At 55.1% G+C, this 14,725-nt stretch carries 13 protein-coding genes; 4 read left to right on the top strand and 9 right to left on the bottom strand.

Going from position 1 to position 14,725, the window contains the following annotated elements; all coding sequences use genetic code 11:
- Positions 1–381: 381 nt before the first annotated feature.
- On the top strand, positions 382–2,733 hold the full coding sequence (crfC, locus tag FN633_RS15545; RefSeq protein WP_154058330.1) for a clamp-binding protein CrfC: 2,352 nt from the start codon (positions 382–384) through the stop codon (positions 2,731–2,733).
- Positions 2,730–3,614 (top strand): diguanylate cyclase regulator RdcB family protein, encoded by an 885-nt coding sequence (locus FN633_RS15540; protein WP_144816666.1) that lies wholly within the window; start codon positions 2,730–2,732, stop codon positions 3,612–3,614. Before crfC ends, FN633_RS15540 begins: the two co-directional genes overlap by 4 nt.
- A gap of 43 nt (positions 3,615–3,657) precedes the next feature.
- On the opposite strand, the gene kdgT is transcribed toward FN633_RS15540, so the two are convergent.
- Positions 3,658–4,659: a 2-keto-3-deoxygluconate transporter gene (kdgT, locus tag FN633_RS15535; RefSeq protein WP_154058329.1), complete on the bottom strand. Its 1,002-nt coding sequence runs from the start codon at positions 4,657–4,659 to the stop codon at positions 3,658–3,660.
- A gap of 676 nt (positions 4,660–5,335) precedes the next feature.
- On the opposite strand from kdgT, the gene proP reads away from it, so the two are divergent.
- Positions 5,336–6,838, top strand: a complete 1,503-nt coding sequence (proP, locus tag FN633_RS15530; RefSeq protein WP_154058328.1) for a glycine betaine/L-proline transporter ProP — start codon at positions 5,336–5,338, stop codon at positions 6,836–6,838.
- A gap of 53 nt (positions 6,839–6,891) precedes the next feature.
- Here proP and FN633_RS15525 read toward each other — a convergent pair whose 3' ends face one another.
- The 8 genes from FN633_RS15525 to FN633_RS15490 all read right to left on the bottom strand — a co-directional run bounded on the left by FN633_RS15525 (position 6,892) and on the right by FN633_RS15490 (position 13,854).
- Positions 6,892–7,848, bottom strand: coding sequence for a nickel/cobalt transporter (locus FN633_RS15525; protein ID WP_154058327.1), 957 nt, complete (start codon positions 7,846–7,848; stop codon positions 6,892–6,894).
- 90 nt (positions 7,849–7,938) lie between these two features.
- Entirely contained in the window at positions 7,939–8,226 is a 288-nt protein-coding gene (locus tag FN633_RS15520) for a hypothetical protein (protein WP_154058326.1), read from the bottom strand.
- 19 nt (positions 8,227–8,245) lie between these two features.
- The gene (locus FN633_RS15515) at positions 8,246–9,943 is read right to left on the bottom strand and encodes a hypothetical protein (RefSeq protein ID WP_154058325.1); all 1,698 of its coding nucleotides are present in this window, start codon (positions 9,941–9,943) and stop codon (positions 8,246–8,248) included.
- Positions 9,940–10,680, bottom strand: a complete 741-nt coding sequence (locus tag FN633_RS15510) for a hypothetical protein (protein WP_154058324.1) — start codon at positions 10,678–10,680, stop codon at positions 9,940–9,942. Before FN633_RS15510 ends, FN633_RS15515 begins: the two co-directional genes overlap by 4 nt.
- Before the next feature lie 188 nt (positions 10,681–10,868).
- Entirely contained in the window at positions 10,869–11,351 is a 483-nt protein-coding gene (locus tag FN633_RS15505; RefSeq protein ID WP_154058323.1) for a cold-shock protein, read from the bottom strand.
- 89 nt (positions 11,352–11,440) lie between these two features.
- On the bottom strand, positions 11,441–11,686 hold the full coding sequence (locus tag FN633_RS15500) for a DUF2543 family protein (protein WP_042388746.1): 246 nt from the start codon (positions 11,684–11,686) through the stop codon (positions 11,441–11,443).
- Positions 11,687–11,788: 102 nt separating this feature from the next.
- Positions 11,789–12,814 (bottom strand): LLM class flavin-dependent oxidoreductase, encoded by a 1,026-nt coding sequence (locus FN633_RS15495; RefSeq protein WP_154058322.1) that lies wholly within the window; start codon positions 12,812–12,814, stop codon positions 11,789–11,791.
- A 149-nt stretch (positions 12,815–12,963) separates the two neighbouring features.
- Complete coding sequence (locus FN633_RS15490) at positions 12,964–13,854, bottom strand: oxidoreductase (RefSeq protein ID WP_154058321.1); 891 nt, start codon at positions 13,852–13,854, stop codon at positions 12,964–12,966.
- Positions 13,855–14,003: 149 nt separating this feature from the next.
- Here FN633_RS15490 and FN633_RS15485 point away from each other — a divergent pair, with 149 nt between their 5' ends.
- Positions 14,004–14,684 carry a type 1 glutamine amidotransferase domain-containing protein gene (locus FN633_RS15485; protein WP_154058320.1) on the top strand — a complete coding sequence of 227 codons (681 nt, stop codon included), beginning with the start codon at positions 14,004–14,006 and terminating at the stop codon, positions 14,682–14,684.
- The last annotated feature ends 41 nt before the right edge of the window (positions 14,685–14,725 follow it).

Here is a 14,725-nt window from a genome sequence, read left to right as displayed (position 1 = left end):
TTTCGCGGGAAATTGCCACTTTTCATCAATTCATATATGGTGAGATGAAGCATCAATCGCTATTCGCGACGGCATCTGGCACCCGCTCACTCTTCTGCCGAAGGGAGTTTCTTACCCTCAAATTAGGTGGGTAAATATACGAAGATATATCCTTTTTGCACATAAAAATGCGCTACGCTCTCTAATCGCTCTGGCTTCTTGGTCCGGAACGAAAGATCTGTCGATGAGTTGAGACAAAAACTATTTATTTTCCTGAGCGTCTTCAGGTGATTATCTTTTTTAGATATTTTCCACACGTAATTATAAAAGCCGAAAATTTACTAATTAAATAGCACGGCTAAATAAAAGTAAGAAAATTTGCGTTAAGGAAAGACTTTCATCATGCACACACAGACAATTTTCGAATTAAGCCAGGAAGCCGAGAGGCTGTTACAGCTTTCACTGCATAATCTCCAGTCGGTGCAGGCCATTCCTATGGCGACGCTGGATAGCGCATTATCTGCCGGAGACAGAGATACCGCCAACGTGCTGCCGTTGCATTTTAGCACCCGGGGCGTGGAGGCGCAGTACGCCACCCTTGATAACGAGCTGCGGAAAATTACCCGGCTGGAGATGGTGCTGGCCATTGTCGGCACGATGAAGGCGGGAAAATCGACGACGATTAACGCTATTGTCGGTACCGAGGTGCTGCCCAACCGTAACCGACCGATGACGGCCCTGCCCACCCTTATCCGCCATACGCCGGGACAAAAAGAGCCGGTGCTGCACTTTTCCCACGTTGGGCCAATCGACGCCCTGACGCAGCAGCTCCAGACCCGGCTGTTTACCGTTGACCGCGAGCGGCTGGCGCAGAAGCTGGAGATCGACAAGGATATGACGACCCTGTTGGATCGTATCCAGCAGGGCGACGCCTTTGATAAACACTATCTTGGCGCGCAGCCTATTTTCCACTGCCTGAAGAGCCTGAACGATCTGGTGCGTCTATCAAAAGCGCTGGAGGTCGATTTCCCCTTCTCTGCCTATACCGCCATTGAGCATATTCCCGTCATTGAGGTTGAATTTGTGCACCTCGCTGGGCTGGAGAACACCATGGGCCAGCTGACGCTGCTGGATACCCCTGGGCCAAACGAGGCCGGGCAGCCGCACCTGCAGCAGATGCTTAACGAGCAGCTGGCGCGCGCCTCAGCGGTGCTGGCCGTGCTCGACTATACCCAGCTCAAATCTATTTCGGATGAAGAGGTGCGCCAGGCGATCGCGGCGGTAGGCAAGTCCGTACCGCTCTACGCGTTGGTGAACAAGTTCGATCAAAAGGATCGCAACAGCGACGATGAGGAGCAGGTCCGGGCGCTGATCGCCGGGACGCTGATGAAGGGCAATATCAACCCTGAGCAGATATTTCCGGTCTCCTCCATGTGGGGTTATCTGGCGAACCGCGCCCGTCACGAGCTGAACCTGCGCGGCAAGCTGCCGGATCCCAACGAGCAGCCGTGGGTGCAGGATTTTGCCGAAGAGGCGCTGGGCCGTCGCTGGCGGCTGGCAGATCTCGATGATATCGCTCACATTCATCATGCCGCGGAGCTGCTGTGGGAGGATTCGCTGTTTGAGCAGCCGATCCATAAGCTGCTTCACGCTGCCCATGCTAACGCCTCGCTCTACGCCCTGCGTTCGGCATCGCATAAGCTTTTGAACTACGCCCACGGCGCTAACGAATATCTGGATTTTCGCTATCAGAGCCTGACCGTGGCATTTGAGAAACTTGAGCAAAACATCGCCCGCCTCGAAGAGGATATGACCCTGCTGAAGAACTGCCAGGCGCGGGTCACCGATGAGGTTAACCATGAGGTTGACGAGGCGCTGACCGCAGCGGATATCTTCATTAATAGCCAGCAGGCAGATATTGTCAGCGCGATCGATAGTTATTTTAAGGATGGCTCGCTGACGGAGATGGCCAACCTCAGCTTTACCAACCTGCAGCAGGACGAGGAGTTTGGCCCAGGCAAGCTAGTGTTGGAAGATGAAGGGCAGGCGCAGATCGTGCTGAGCAAGATCCGCTCCGCCTGCGAAGTCATACTGCTGGCGGCGCAGGAGAAGATTGGCCGCGAGCTGGCGCTGCGTTTCGACCAGCTGGAGAATACCCTCACGCGCTCCCTGCATGATGCCATGCGTCCTATCGAAACGCGTATTAAAGAAGAGCTAAGCCATACCGGGTTCCGGGCGCGTATCAGCCTGCCTGCCTTCCAGGCCAGCACCCTGAACTTTAATACGCGCCAGCTGTTTGTCGACGCCATTGCCTCAGAGGATCTGCCGGTGGGGCAGTCCCGCGTCGGCGGCGTGCGGGAGTCGATGTCCCGCTGGCTTAATAATCCTGGCTGGGGGTGGAGTGACTGCATCGTTACGCGCACGCGTTATGTTATTGATGTTTCACTGTTACATAAGAATTTGACCGTCCATGTTGCGCATTTTTGTGCACAAATTCGTAAAGCTTTAGCGGCACAGGTCGATGTTTCAGTTACGGCAGGAATGGCCACCTTCTTTGCCGAATTTTCGTTAAGCCTTTCCGGACTTCAGGAGAGCCTGCGTGACAGTCTGGCCATCCGCCAGCAGAACGAGTCATCGGTAATGGCGCTTCGTCAGCACCTGAAGCAGTGTATGACGACGGCAAAATGGATCCACGAGGATGCCCGCCTGCTACGCGATGATATTCAAACCCTATTCGCGGCAGACCAACCATGAAAAATCGACTACTGAACGGACCCGGGAGCACGCTGGAGTGTATCCATCCCAAGTTTATCGTCGATCTGGTGCTGGGCATTGATGCTCCCCGCCAGGCGCAGATCGTACCGCAGCAGCAGCTGTTACGCGATCGCCTGACGCAGGAGATCATGAACCAGACGCAGCTGCGCCCGTGGGCGATGGCGGGCGTCTTTAATGAGAGCGATGCCCTGCGCCTCGGTCTGGCCGAGAAGCTGGCAAGCATGTTCGATCCCGGCCAGCTTGCGCTCGCGCGTATTACCCAGCGTCTGGCTGCACTTCTGAATAGCATCGAGCGCCGTCCTGCCGCCTCCACCGCCTTGCCTGAGCAGATTAGCGAGCTGTATAAGCATTTCAGTCAGCGCGCGGCCTGGAAAGAGAAAGCCTTAACCCAGCGCGGGCTAATGGTGCAGGCGGGCGCGCATAGCGAGCAGATCTTTACCCGCTGGCGCGCCGGCAAGTACAACGGCTGGTCTATGGCCGGGCGCTGCTATATCGCGCTTGAGGAGCTCCGCTGGGGCGCATTCGGTGACGCCTGCCGTCTGACCAGTCCGGAGGCCTCCTCGCTGTTGAAGGATAATCTCCGGGCCATGGCCGCCGATTTTCTGGCCCAGGGCATTAACGCCTCGCCTGCCACGCGTCACTTCTATCATCAGTGGTTAACCACCCCCACGACGCCGGGCCTGATGGATTACAAAGATATGCTGGGCTGGCTGGGGGACTGGTGCGATGCGGATCGCCATCCGATATGCTGGACCATCACTCAAAGCTGGCAAAATGTGGCGCTGGGCATGCCGAGGCTCTGTTCGGCAACGCGGTTGGCAACGGCAATGGTGGATGAGATCTTTGGGGAGGGCGTGTAACCCCTCCCGGCTGGCAGGAGGGGCTGGAGTACAAAGACGTGTCTTAGTGGTGTAACGAGTCGGCTTCTACTGGCTTTTCTCTACTTACCGCATCCTGCGGTTCACCAAAGCGTCTTGCATAGAGTGCCGTAATAATCGGTACCAGAATCGCCGTCACAATCACGCTGGCTGCGACCAACGCCGTCGCTGATGCCGCTACCGGTTCGAACGCCGGGTTAATCTGAGCAATGATGACAGGGTTAGCCACCGCCGCGCCTGCCGCTGATGAGGCCGCAACCCCCGCCGTACCGTTACCGCCGCCAATAAACTTATCAGCCAAAATCAGTGGGATACCTGTGATGATAATCACCGCTACGCCGAGGAAGATACCCAGCAGGCCGGTGTCCATAATGACTTTCAGGTTGATGGTGTTACCCAGCGCGAAACCGAAGAACGGGATCAGCACCGGCGTGGCCTTGCTGAAGAACGCCCGCAGGTCGTGATCAAGGTTACCCAGCGCAAAACCGATCAGGAACGGCAGTACCGCACCGATAAAGTGGTGTGGCTCAAAGGAGGCCAGGCCAGCAGAGCCGAGGATCACCATGGTCATCAGCGGGCCGGACTCCAGCGACATCAGAACGAATGCGCCGGACTCCTCTTTGGTGCCGTACTGGTTCATCAGGCTGGCGTAGAGGCCGCCGTTAGTCATATCCATCGCGGAGACAATCGCCAGCACGGAAATCCCGGCAAAGAAGCCTGTCTGGATGCCCTGTTCCGGAATAAAGCTGGCGGCAATCATCGCTACAAGCCATGCGACGGCTATTTTGGTCAGCACCAGGGTACCAGATTTACGCAAGACCGTTCCGGTAGCGCGTAAATCAATGGATGCGCCAATGCAGAAGAACCAGACGGCCAGAATCGGTACCGTACCGGAAATCATACCCTTGGTGAATGAACCGAAATAGGCACCGGTATCGGGCGCTAAGGTATTTAAAATCGCGCCAAGCAGCAGCGGAACCAGCATCATCCCACCGGGGATACGTTCAATTGTGGCCTTGATTTTCATTATGAACCCTCACTTCTCATCACGCTGCACGAGCGAGAAAAATAATAGTTTTAATTTCAATTGGTTAAGGCATCCTGGCGTTGAGGCCTTCGAGCTAATCATGCAAGTCGAACCGGGGGTAACGTGACTGGCGTGGCCGTCCGCGATAGCCCGGGTTCGTTAGAACTGCAATTATGATGCGATCTTTGGAATATTGATTCAATGAAAATAAAACACTGTTTTAGTTATCTTCGTCACAGAATTCGCGTAAAGATTTCTAAAGCTTCAGGAAGGAAAAAAGAGTGTAAATACCTTGTAAAAATTACAGTTTTATAATCGCTAGCGATAAAATAATTAGCTGCGTTATTAATGGAAAAGGGTTACCTAACACCATTTTATATTTATTGCAGCCGCTTTCCTGTTAACCCTGCTCCGATCTACGAACACGGCGAAAATAGAATAACCGCACAATTTATGTGAAGTTGATCACAATTTTAATCCCTGTTAATGTTAATAGCTCGTTAACTGCCCAATCAGGCGTAAACAGGTTTAGTTGTACAGGCTTTAACCAAACTGAATAACTAAACCTGCTACTCTTGAAGAAGGATGCTGCGGCATCCCGAACGTTTAGCATCACTATAGAGGCGTATGCCTTCCTGGCCAGGCGATTTTGGGCGCAAGTCAAAAGAGGATAAAGATGCTTAAAAGGAAAAAAGTGAAGCCTATTACGTTGGGTGACGTCACCATTATTGATGACGGTAAGCTGCGTAAGGCTATTACCGCTGCATCGCTCGGTAATGCGATGGAGTGGTTTGATTTTGGTGTGTATGGCTTTGTGGCTTACGCGCTCGGTAAGGTTTTCTTCCCGGATGCTAACCCTAGCGTACAGATGATTGCTGCTCTGGGTACGTTCTCGGTTCCCTTCCTGATCCGACCGCTCGGCGGACTCTTCTTCGGTATGCTGGGTGATAAATACGGCCGCCAGAAGATACTTGCCATCACGATTGTGATTATGTCGATCAGTACCTTCTGTATCGGGTTGATACCGTCCTATGAAAGTATTGGTATCTGGGCACCGATCCTGCTGCTGATCTGTAAGATGGCCCAGGGCTTCTCCGTAGGCGGGGAGTACACCGGCGCATCGATATTCGTTGCCGAATATTCCCCGGACCGTAAGCGCGGATTTATGGGCAGCTGGCTGGACTTCGGCTCCATTGCCGGGTTCGTCCTCGGCGCGGGCGTGGTGGTAATACTCTCTACCGTTGTCGGCGAGGAGAACTTCCTCGACTGGGGCTGGCGTATCCCGTTCTTCCTGGCGCTGCCGCTGGGGCTGATTGGCCTCTATCTGCGTCATGCCCTGGAAGAGACACCTGCGTTCCAGCAGCATGTAGATAAGCTGGAGCAGGGCGATCGCGAAGGGCTGCAGCATGGTCCCAAGGTGTCGTTTAAAGAGATTGCAACCAAGCACTGGCGTAGCCTGCTGGCCTGTATCGGCCTCGTGATCTCCACCAACGTGACCTACTACATGCTCCTGACCTATATGCCGAGCTACCTGTCGCATAACCTGCACTACTCGGAAGATCACGGCGTGCTGATTATCATCGCCATCATGATCGGGATGCTGTTTGTCCAGCCGGTAATGGGCCTGTTAAGCGACCGTTTCGGCCGCCGTCCATTCGTCATTCTGGGCAGCACCGCGCTGTTCTTCCTGGCGATCCCGGCCTTCATGATGATTAACAGCGACGTGATCGGCCTGATTTTTGCCGGTCTGCTGATGCTGGCGGTGATCCTGAACTGCTTTACCGGCGTTATGGCCTCCACGCTGCCGGCGATGTTCCCGACGCACCTGCGCTTTAGCGCCCTGGCCAGCGCCTTCAACATCTCGATTCTGATTGCGGGCCTGACGCCAACGCTGGCGGCCTGGCTGGTAGAGAGCACCGAGAACCTGATGATGCCCGCCTACTACCTGATGGTGGTGGCAGTGATTGGTCTGATCACCGGTATCACGATGAAGGAGACGGCCAACCGTCCGCTGCGCGGCGCGACGCCTGCGGCATCGGATATGCAGGAAGCACGTGAGATCCTGCAGGAGCATCACGATAACATTGAGCAGAAGATCGAGGATATCGACGAGGAGATCGCGGAGCTGCAGAAGAAGCGTTCGCGCCTGGTCGATCAGCATCCGAAGATTAACGAGTAAGTTTCAGCTCTCAGTAAAAAGCGGGCCTCGGCCCGCTTTTTTATTACCTGAGATCAGCAGCCCGCCGCGATGTAATCTCCATTGGCACTTACCGGGATCACGGTTAAAAACAGCACGGTAGCAAACAGAATGAGCGCCACGCCGCCCGCAACCTTCAGCGCAGGCACAACCCACGCCAGACGCTGCGACTCGCCGCCAAACAGCGCCGTCGTACGCCCGCGGGCATAGCGCACCGCCAGCGAGAGACCCATAATCGACAGCGCCGTACCGAATGACATCGTCATAACCGCAGCGATCCCCCAGCTGACAATCCCCAGTGCGTTAGAGAAGAGCAGGATCATAATCGCCCCGCTGCACGGGCGCGCACCGATCGCCAGAATCACCCCCAGCCGCGTCTTCCAGTCACCCTGCGTCGCCATGCCTACGCCATGATGACCGCAGCCGCAGTCCAGGGCGTGCTGATGCCCGAGCGGCGTCAGCGAGGCGATACGTAGCCTGCGTGGTCTGAGGCTTTTCAGCGCCCGGTAAATAACGTAGGCACCAAAGCCGCCAATCAGCAGAGCGCTAATCTTCTCAACGTACCAGCGGCTTTCGCTCAGGTCGCCCGCCGCGAAATTAAAGCCAACCGCCAAAATAAACACGAACAGGATCGCACTCACACCCTGCATCAGGCTGCCGAGAAACGGTACTACCCGGGTGGCCAGCTGGCTCTCCTGATTAGTGCTGAGATAGGTGGTCACGATAAATTTGCCATGGCCTGGGCCAATCGCGTGCAGCACGCCGTAGAGAAACGCGCCGGTCAGCAGCCACAGGCCGCCGCTGTACTGATGGTTATTGAGCTGCAGCAGGTACATCACCAGATAGCGATGGAGCGTGATTTGCGTGCTCAGACACCACTGCAGGAAGGCGCCCCAGTGGCTGTGGAGGGTGAAGAGGGTAAAGAGCGCGATGAGCAGAAGCATCACCGCGCCGGGAATACGCCAGTGTCGGTTAAGCAGTTGCGTTGTCATGGGCTGCCAGTCACGTGAAGAGTTGCCGAATTATAGTGCATGGTGCGGCATTTTCGGCAGGAAGGCTACCCGACGCGTTAATTCACCCGCTTAGTCTCTCTGAATAATTAGGCGTGAATAGGTCGTGGTTTTCGTGGGATCCGTTTGCGAAAGCGTACCGATTTGGTCGGTGATCTGCACAATTTTCCACCCCTGTTTTGCCAGTTCTGGAATGGTTCCTTTTATGCCCCCGCCGCAGGTAAACACGGTGCTGTCATCGATATTACCCTGATCGCTTGCCAGGGCATTCACCTGACGCGAACCACAAACATGCGCTTCTCCGGCGTAAACCGATGCGCTCATACCGAGTAAAACAGCAACTAATACGCTTTTTTTCATTTTTGCCTCGCTTCGTTAATTATTTATTCCCAGAGGGAATAGCGTCTTCATGCGTGCTATAGCCGAAATCAAATCCGCCCAGTGCAGTCTCCCGCAGATACTGATTCATCGGATAGCTGTAGCTCTGTCCAATACTGACGGCGTGAACGATACGTAATAACGACTCGCCGCGCAGAAACAGGGGGTCATCGGTGATGGTAATATTCGCGCCCTGCAACGCGTTTTTTAAATCGTGATAGGCCGGTGAAACGGTAATGCTGTTATTCATGCAGCTGAACATCACCAGCAGCCCTGAGATCAGCGCCACCGGGAAAAGCAGCGGATGATGATTAAGCACGCGCACGGCACGCGAAGATTTTCTACTTAACAGAGCGGCGGTGAGGGGAACGAGAATTAAATAGAGCAGTTTTGCCAGATGGGTCAGCGCTCCAACAAGAGAGAAGATCAGCGCAACAGGCGGTACAATCACCGCGCGTGCGGCATCTTCTCCCTGCTTTTCATTCTTTCCACCCATGCTGTAACTCTGTAACGACGCGCGCAGGGTCGGTAACTGCTCTTTCACCGCCTCGTTAAGATGGGCTGCGTGTAGCTCAAGGGCAAAAAGCTTCAATCCGTCGTTGAGTGGATACGCTTCACGCACCGGCGTGCCTGCCGGGAGCAATAATTTTTCGCGGAGTGATTTTTGTATCACCTCCTGACGGAAAAAGACGGCCCAGTCGAGGCGTTTAGGGATCGTCACCCCGTTGAATACCACGGTACGCTGGGCGAGATACTGCTGTCTGACGGTTTTCGCCACTGCCGCATCAAAACCAGCCCGATCGGATGGCGACCAGTTATTGGCTACCGGAACACCCTGGGCGCGGACATTGCTGCGGACGCGGGCATAATAGCGTCGGGGGACATTCCAGGTTTTCAGTCCCTTAGCACGCAACGAGCGTTCATACCGCTGCCAGGCTTTCTCCTGCTCCCGGCGAGCGGTTTCGCTGATATCCATCTCGTCGTTGTAATAGGCTACGTACTGTTTATGGACGGCTTCCCGTGCCTGGATCCAGGCTTTATAAAAGCCAAGAACGCCGCCCTCTCTGGCGCTGATGTTGTCACGCAAATTTTGTTCCGCGCCGCTTTTCAGCAGTTCATGATAACGATCAACGGAGCTGAGCAGGATCGGCAGCATCGCCAGAAATGCTTTTCCTGACGGGCTGCTCCATGTTTGCGCCTGACCGCCGTGACTATCGAGCGGAATGCCCTCCAGCGTCTGGTGCCCATCAATCAGCGATTGCTGGTAGAGCTGCGCCAGAAGCGACATCTGCCGGAACTCACCTGTGCTGTTTGACACCTGACGTTCAATAAACCACTCCACCGCATGCCACGTTACTGCGCCGGTTAGCAGACACAGGCAAAGCACCCCACTTACGCTGGCCCTTGTCGACAGAGAGACGTTTTTCCTCTTCAGCCTGGCGATGCCCACAAGGGCAAACTGTAACACCAGAAGCGCTGCGGCAATGGCGGTTAAGGTTCTGCCGTACCGCTCCATGTTGTGAACTTCTTCTGCCGTTGAAATAGTGCCTACCAGATCCAGCAGGCGGGAGTTGAACGCCAGTTCACAGATGAGATAGGTGAGGGTGATGCCCATCACCAGCCAGTTTTGCCAGGCGGGGAGAGGGGAGCGCTTGATCCCGTCCCGCACCTCGCTATTGCCTACACCCTGCTCCGTCATGACTTAATACCCAGGCTGGTCTGGCGGGTTTTTGTTGGCTGGTAGATTTCAGTAGGCAAGGAGTTATCCAGCTCTGGCTGGGCAACCTTCGGCGGCAACGGCTCTGCGGCTTTTACCTGGGTGCGTTTCGTCGGTTTAACCGCAGGTTGTGATTTAGCCTTGCGGGACGACGTGGTTTTATTCGTAGTGCTACTCTGAACGGTTTTTTGTTGCTGAACCGCGAGCCGACGATGGTAAACCTCACCATGCTGCCAGTTGAACTGCTCAATCCGATTATCGACTTTGAAATTCAACTGCAGCTTATCCGCGCTGGCCGTCACGTCCGGCCCGATATCGCATATGCCCGTAAATGCCCACTCCTGGGAACGCGTATTCTGGAGGTCTACCAGACGGTACTGCGCCGGGCAGGCGGGCGTGGCCACCTTTAGCAGCAGCAGCGTATGCCCTTCAACCTGGTACTGGTTGATGATCCTCACCCAACTCACGCCCTCCAGCGGACGCTCAATCATCAGATTGCTCCACTTCAGGCTATAACGGCCATTCAGCTCCCGAAGCGCACCTTTTGAGCCATCGGCCAGCGTAAACTGGCCAACTTCATTGCCCAGCACGCTCGCCAGATCGGGGTTAAAAAGCATCTTACCGTTCTTATCGTAACGGACAGAGCAGCCGTTTAGCGCGAGGGCAAGTGAGAGAACCAGCAGCGTTCTCAGGATGACGTTGGGGGGTGACACGATCATGTCTCAGTTCCATTTGTGTGCGTGGTTTTTATCAATGCGAATACGTTATCCATGTCATCATGGATAACGTGCAGAAGGGTTGGCCTTGATAGGATTATGTTTTTGGTAGTTTGCCTTCGTCAGGATGAAAGGCAAACTACCATATATGGAGATGGGAGGTGGGGGCGCAGCGTTACTTTTGCGTAACGTCAGACCTTAAGCATTTTTACCGTGGCATCAATATCTATCTCATCTGCCGAGAAGATAAGCGTGGTGCCCTGGAAGGTGGTGATCGCCAGCTTTTTCAGCGAGCGCATTTCGCCCGGCTTGCTGTCTGACTTCGGTCGGATGCTGTTCATCAGGATACCCACCGACAGCACCGGGTTCTCTTTATCGATACCGGCATCAGCAGGCACTTCTTCGCTGTAAACCACGTAAGACTTGATCGAGGTGAGTTTAATGCGCTCGCCCGCGATATAGATATACTTGCTTTCCGGAGCAACCTTCACCGCGTACGCTGACAGGCCCTTGTTATTGGTGGTGGGCTCAAACGTCACCGCCGCATCCTTTTTGATCAGCTCAGGGTTGGCGACCTTAATCACATGAAAATAACGGTTATCCCCGTTCTCATCTTTGATAAATCCAAAACCTTTATCTTTAAACCACGTTGTGATTGTTCCGTTCATCGCCATTACCGCCTGATTAATCGTTTATCTACTCAATTTTTGCAGCGCGCAGTGTAAAGCACAATGCCTGCGCAGACTACGTCTTTGAACAGACGCTACTCATTGCCCCATCGATTGAGGAACTCTGCGATCTCATCGATACGTTCTGCATCAATGCTCGACTCAAGGGCCATCTCGCGCTGCGCCTCTTCGCTGATCTCTTCGTTGTTCATTAAACGGGTGATCAGCAGCTCGAAATAGCGCGCCAGGGCGTCACGTTCGGCCTCGTCTACGGGTTTGGCGGCTTCCGTCGCATACTCATCCGCAATGTCATAATATTTCAGGGGTGTTTCACTACTCATAGGCCGTCTCCAGAGTGTATGCCTGCATCATTTGCTCTATAAACTATAACGCCTCGCATGCCGTAAAGCACGCGAGGCGTTTTGTCCTGCCGGGTTGCGGTCTTAGTCGCGCCAGCCCATCGCCGGAGCCACGTGTTTCAGGATGGATTCGATAACGTGAGCGTTATAATCCACGCCCAGCTGGTTCGGCACGGTCAGCAGCAGGGTATCCGCTTCGGCAATCGCTTCATCCTGCTTCAACTGCTCGATCAGCTTGTCAGGCTCTGCGGCGTAGCTGCGTCCGAAGATCGCCCGTGTTTTCTCATCGAGAAAACCAATGCTATCGCTTTCGTTACGGCTTGAACCGAAGTACATCCGGTCGCGCTCGTCCATCAGGGCAAAGATGCTGCGGCTGACCGAGACGCGTGGCGTACGGGTATGGCCCGCTTCCGCCCAGGCTTCGCGATAGGCGCGGATCTGTTTTGCCTGCTGGATGTGGAACGGCTCGCCCGTCTCATCATCCTTCAGCGTTGAGCTTTGCAGGTTCATCCCCAGCTTGGCAGCCCATACTGCGGTGGCATTCGAGCCAGCGCCCCACCAGATACGATCCCGCAGACCCTCGGAATGCGGTTCAAGGCGCAGCAGGCCTGGCGGGTTCGGGAACATCGGCTGCGGATTGGGTTTGGCAAAGCCTTCACCGCGCAGCACGTCCAGCAGCACCTCGGTATGGCGGCGCGCCATATCCGACTCGTTTTCCCCTTCTGAGGGCGCGTAACCAAAGTAGCGCCAGCCATCGATCACCTGTTCTGGGGAGCCACGGCTGATACCCAACTGCAAACGGCCACCGGAGATCAAATCCGCTGCACCGGCATCCTCTGCCATATAGAGTGGATTCTCATAGCGCATGTCGATTACGCCGGTACCGATTTCAATCCGCTTGGTCCGCGCCCCTACGGCTGCCAGCAGCGGGAAGGGTGAGGCCAGCTGGCGGGCAAAGTGGTGCACCCTGAACCAGGCCCCATCCGCGCCCAGCTCTTCGGCGGCAACGGCCAGATCGATGGATTGCAGCAGCGCGTCAGCGGCCGAACGGGTTCCAGACTGCGGCGACGGCGTCCAGTGACCAAATGACAAAAATCCGATCTTCTTCATGGCGTTTATCCTGACTTCAGAGAAATAGGCGGCAGGCCGGAGCCTGCTTTTGATATCCCTACTCTACGCGTTACATAGTGAGAATAAATGCCATTTGTTTAACGTAATTGGTCAAATAAATTGATGGAACACAGGGAAGGGTAGCGGCATCAACCCGGCCCCTCGCTTCCTGCGGCTAGCAGGGGAACCAGCACGTCGCCGATCGGCGTGGGAATATTGTGTGAGCGGCCAAAGCGTTGTATCACGCCGTTGCGAATATCCCACTCCAGCGGGCGGTTAGCCTGGCGGTCGGCAAGAATCGAGGTACCCAGATCCACCGGGGCACGATGAAAACCGTCGACGATCTCCTGAGGCACGCTGTCGCTCAGTATCGCACCTTCCGCACGCGCAACGGTGAGTCCCTCTTGTAGATAGGCCAGCGCCAGGGCTGTGATATCCGAGCGTGAGAACATCCCCGCACGGCGATTGGCGAGCACCATCAGGCCTGCGACCGCGTTTTGCAGCAGCTTGCGCCAGGCGAGAGAGATAAAGTCGGACGATAGCTCTACCGTACAGCGTGTGCCGCTGAGCACATCCGCTATCGCTTTTGCCTGCGGTACATCCGGCAGGGTGAGTCGCGGCGCGGCGCGTAACCAGACAGAGGCGTCTGGCTCTCGCTGGGCGGGAAACCACACTATCGATGGCAGCACCTCTGCTCCGTTAACCAACGGGGCCAGCTGGTTTTTCTGCTCAACGCCGTTTTGCAGGGCGCACACGATACTGTTTTCATCGCACAGCCTCGCCAACCAACTCGCAGATTCAGCGACCTGCGTCACTTTCACCGCCACAAAGACGATATCGAACGGATGAGAAACCGCCGCTGGATCGCTCAGTACCGGGCCGGGTACCACGATTTCACCCGCCTCGTGGCGCAGCGTTAACTGTGGATGGGCGGTGCGTCCGCAAAGCAGTGGCGTGCGGCCAACTTCATGCAGCGCGGCAGCGATAGTCGTACCGATTGCACCTGGGCCGATAAGCGCAATTCTTGGATGCTCAGACATCTCGTGTTCTCCTGATGTGATTGAATAACCATTACAGTGCCAACAAGGGATAGTACGCTGGTATGCCTTACCGACTAATCTGAATTGGCACTATTTTTATATACGACCGGGCTAGTATTAATAGCAAAGTGATAAATCGGAGAATGATAATGAAAGTATTAATAGTCCTGACCTCTCACGACACCTTAGGCAACACCGGTCGTAAAACGGGTTTTTGGCTAGAAGAGCTGGCCGCACCTTATTACGCCTTTAAAGACGCTGGCGCGGAAATCGTGCTGGCCTCGCCAAAAGGCGGCAAGCCGCCGCTGGATCCGAAAAGCAATGAGCCGGACGCGCAAACTGAATTTACGCACCGCTTTGAAGCTGATGCTGATGCTATGGCTCAGCTGGCGAATACCGTCCGCCTGGACAGCGTATCGCAGGCAGATTTCGACACAGTGTTCTATCCGGGTGGGCATGGTCCGCTGTGGGATCTGGCGGAGGATAAGCACTCCATTGCGCTGATTGAATCCTTCATCGCTGCTGGCAAACATGTTGCATTTGTCTGCCATGCTCCGGGCGTCCTGCGCCACGTTAAAACACCTGAAGGTAAACCGCTGGTCGAGGGACGCAAGGTCACCGGCTTCACGAATACTGAAGAGGAGGCGGTAGGCCTGACTCACGTGGTGCCGTTCCTGGTTGAGGACGAGCTGATTGCGAAAGGGGGGATCTACTCTAAAGGCGAGGATTGGAGTTCCTATGTCCTGACTGACGGCCTGTTGATTACCGGTCAGAACCCGACATCATCGGCGGCAACTGCTGAGCAGCTGCTGAAACAACTGGCCGTATAGAACATTACGCGTCAGACTTGACACATCTCATTCTAAAAAGC

This window comes from Pseudescherichia vulneris (assembly GCF_902164725.1).
GTDB lineage: Bacteria > Pseudomonadota > Gammaproteobacteria > Enterobacterales > Enterobacteriaceae > Pseudescherichia > Pseudescherichia vulneris.
This window is presented reverse-complemented; position numbering and strand designations above follow the sequence as displayed.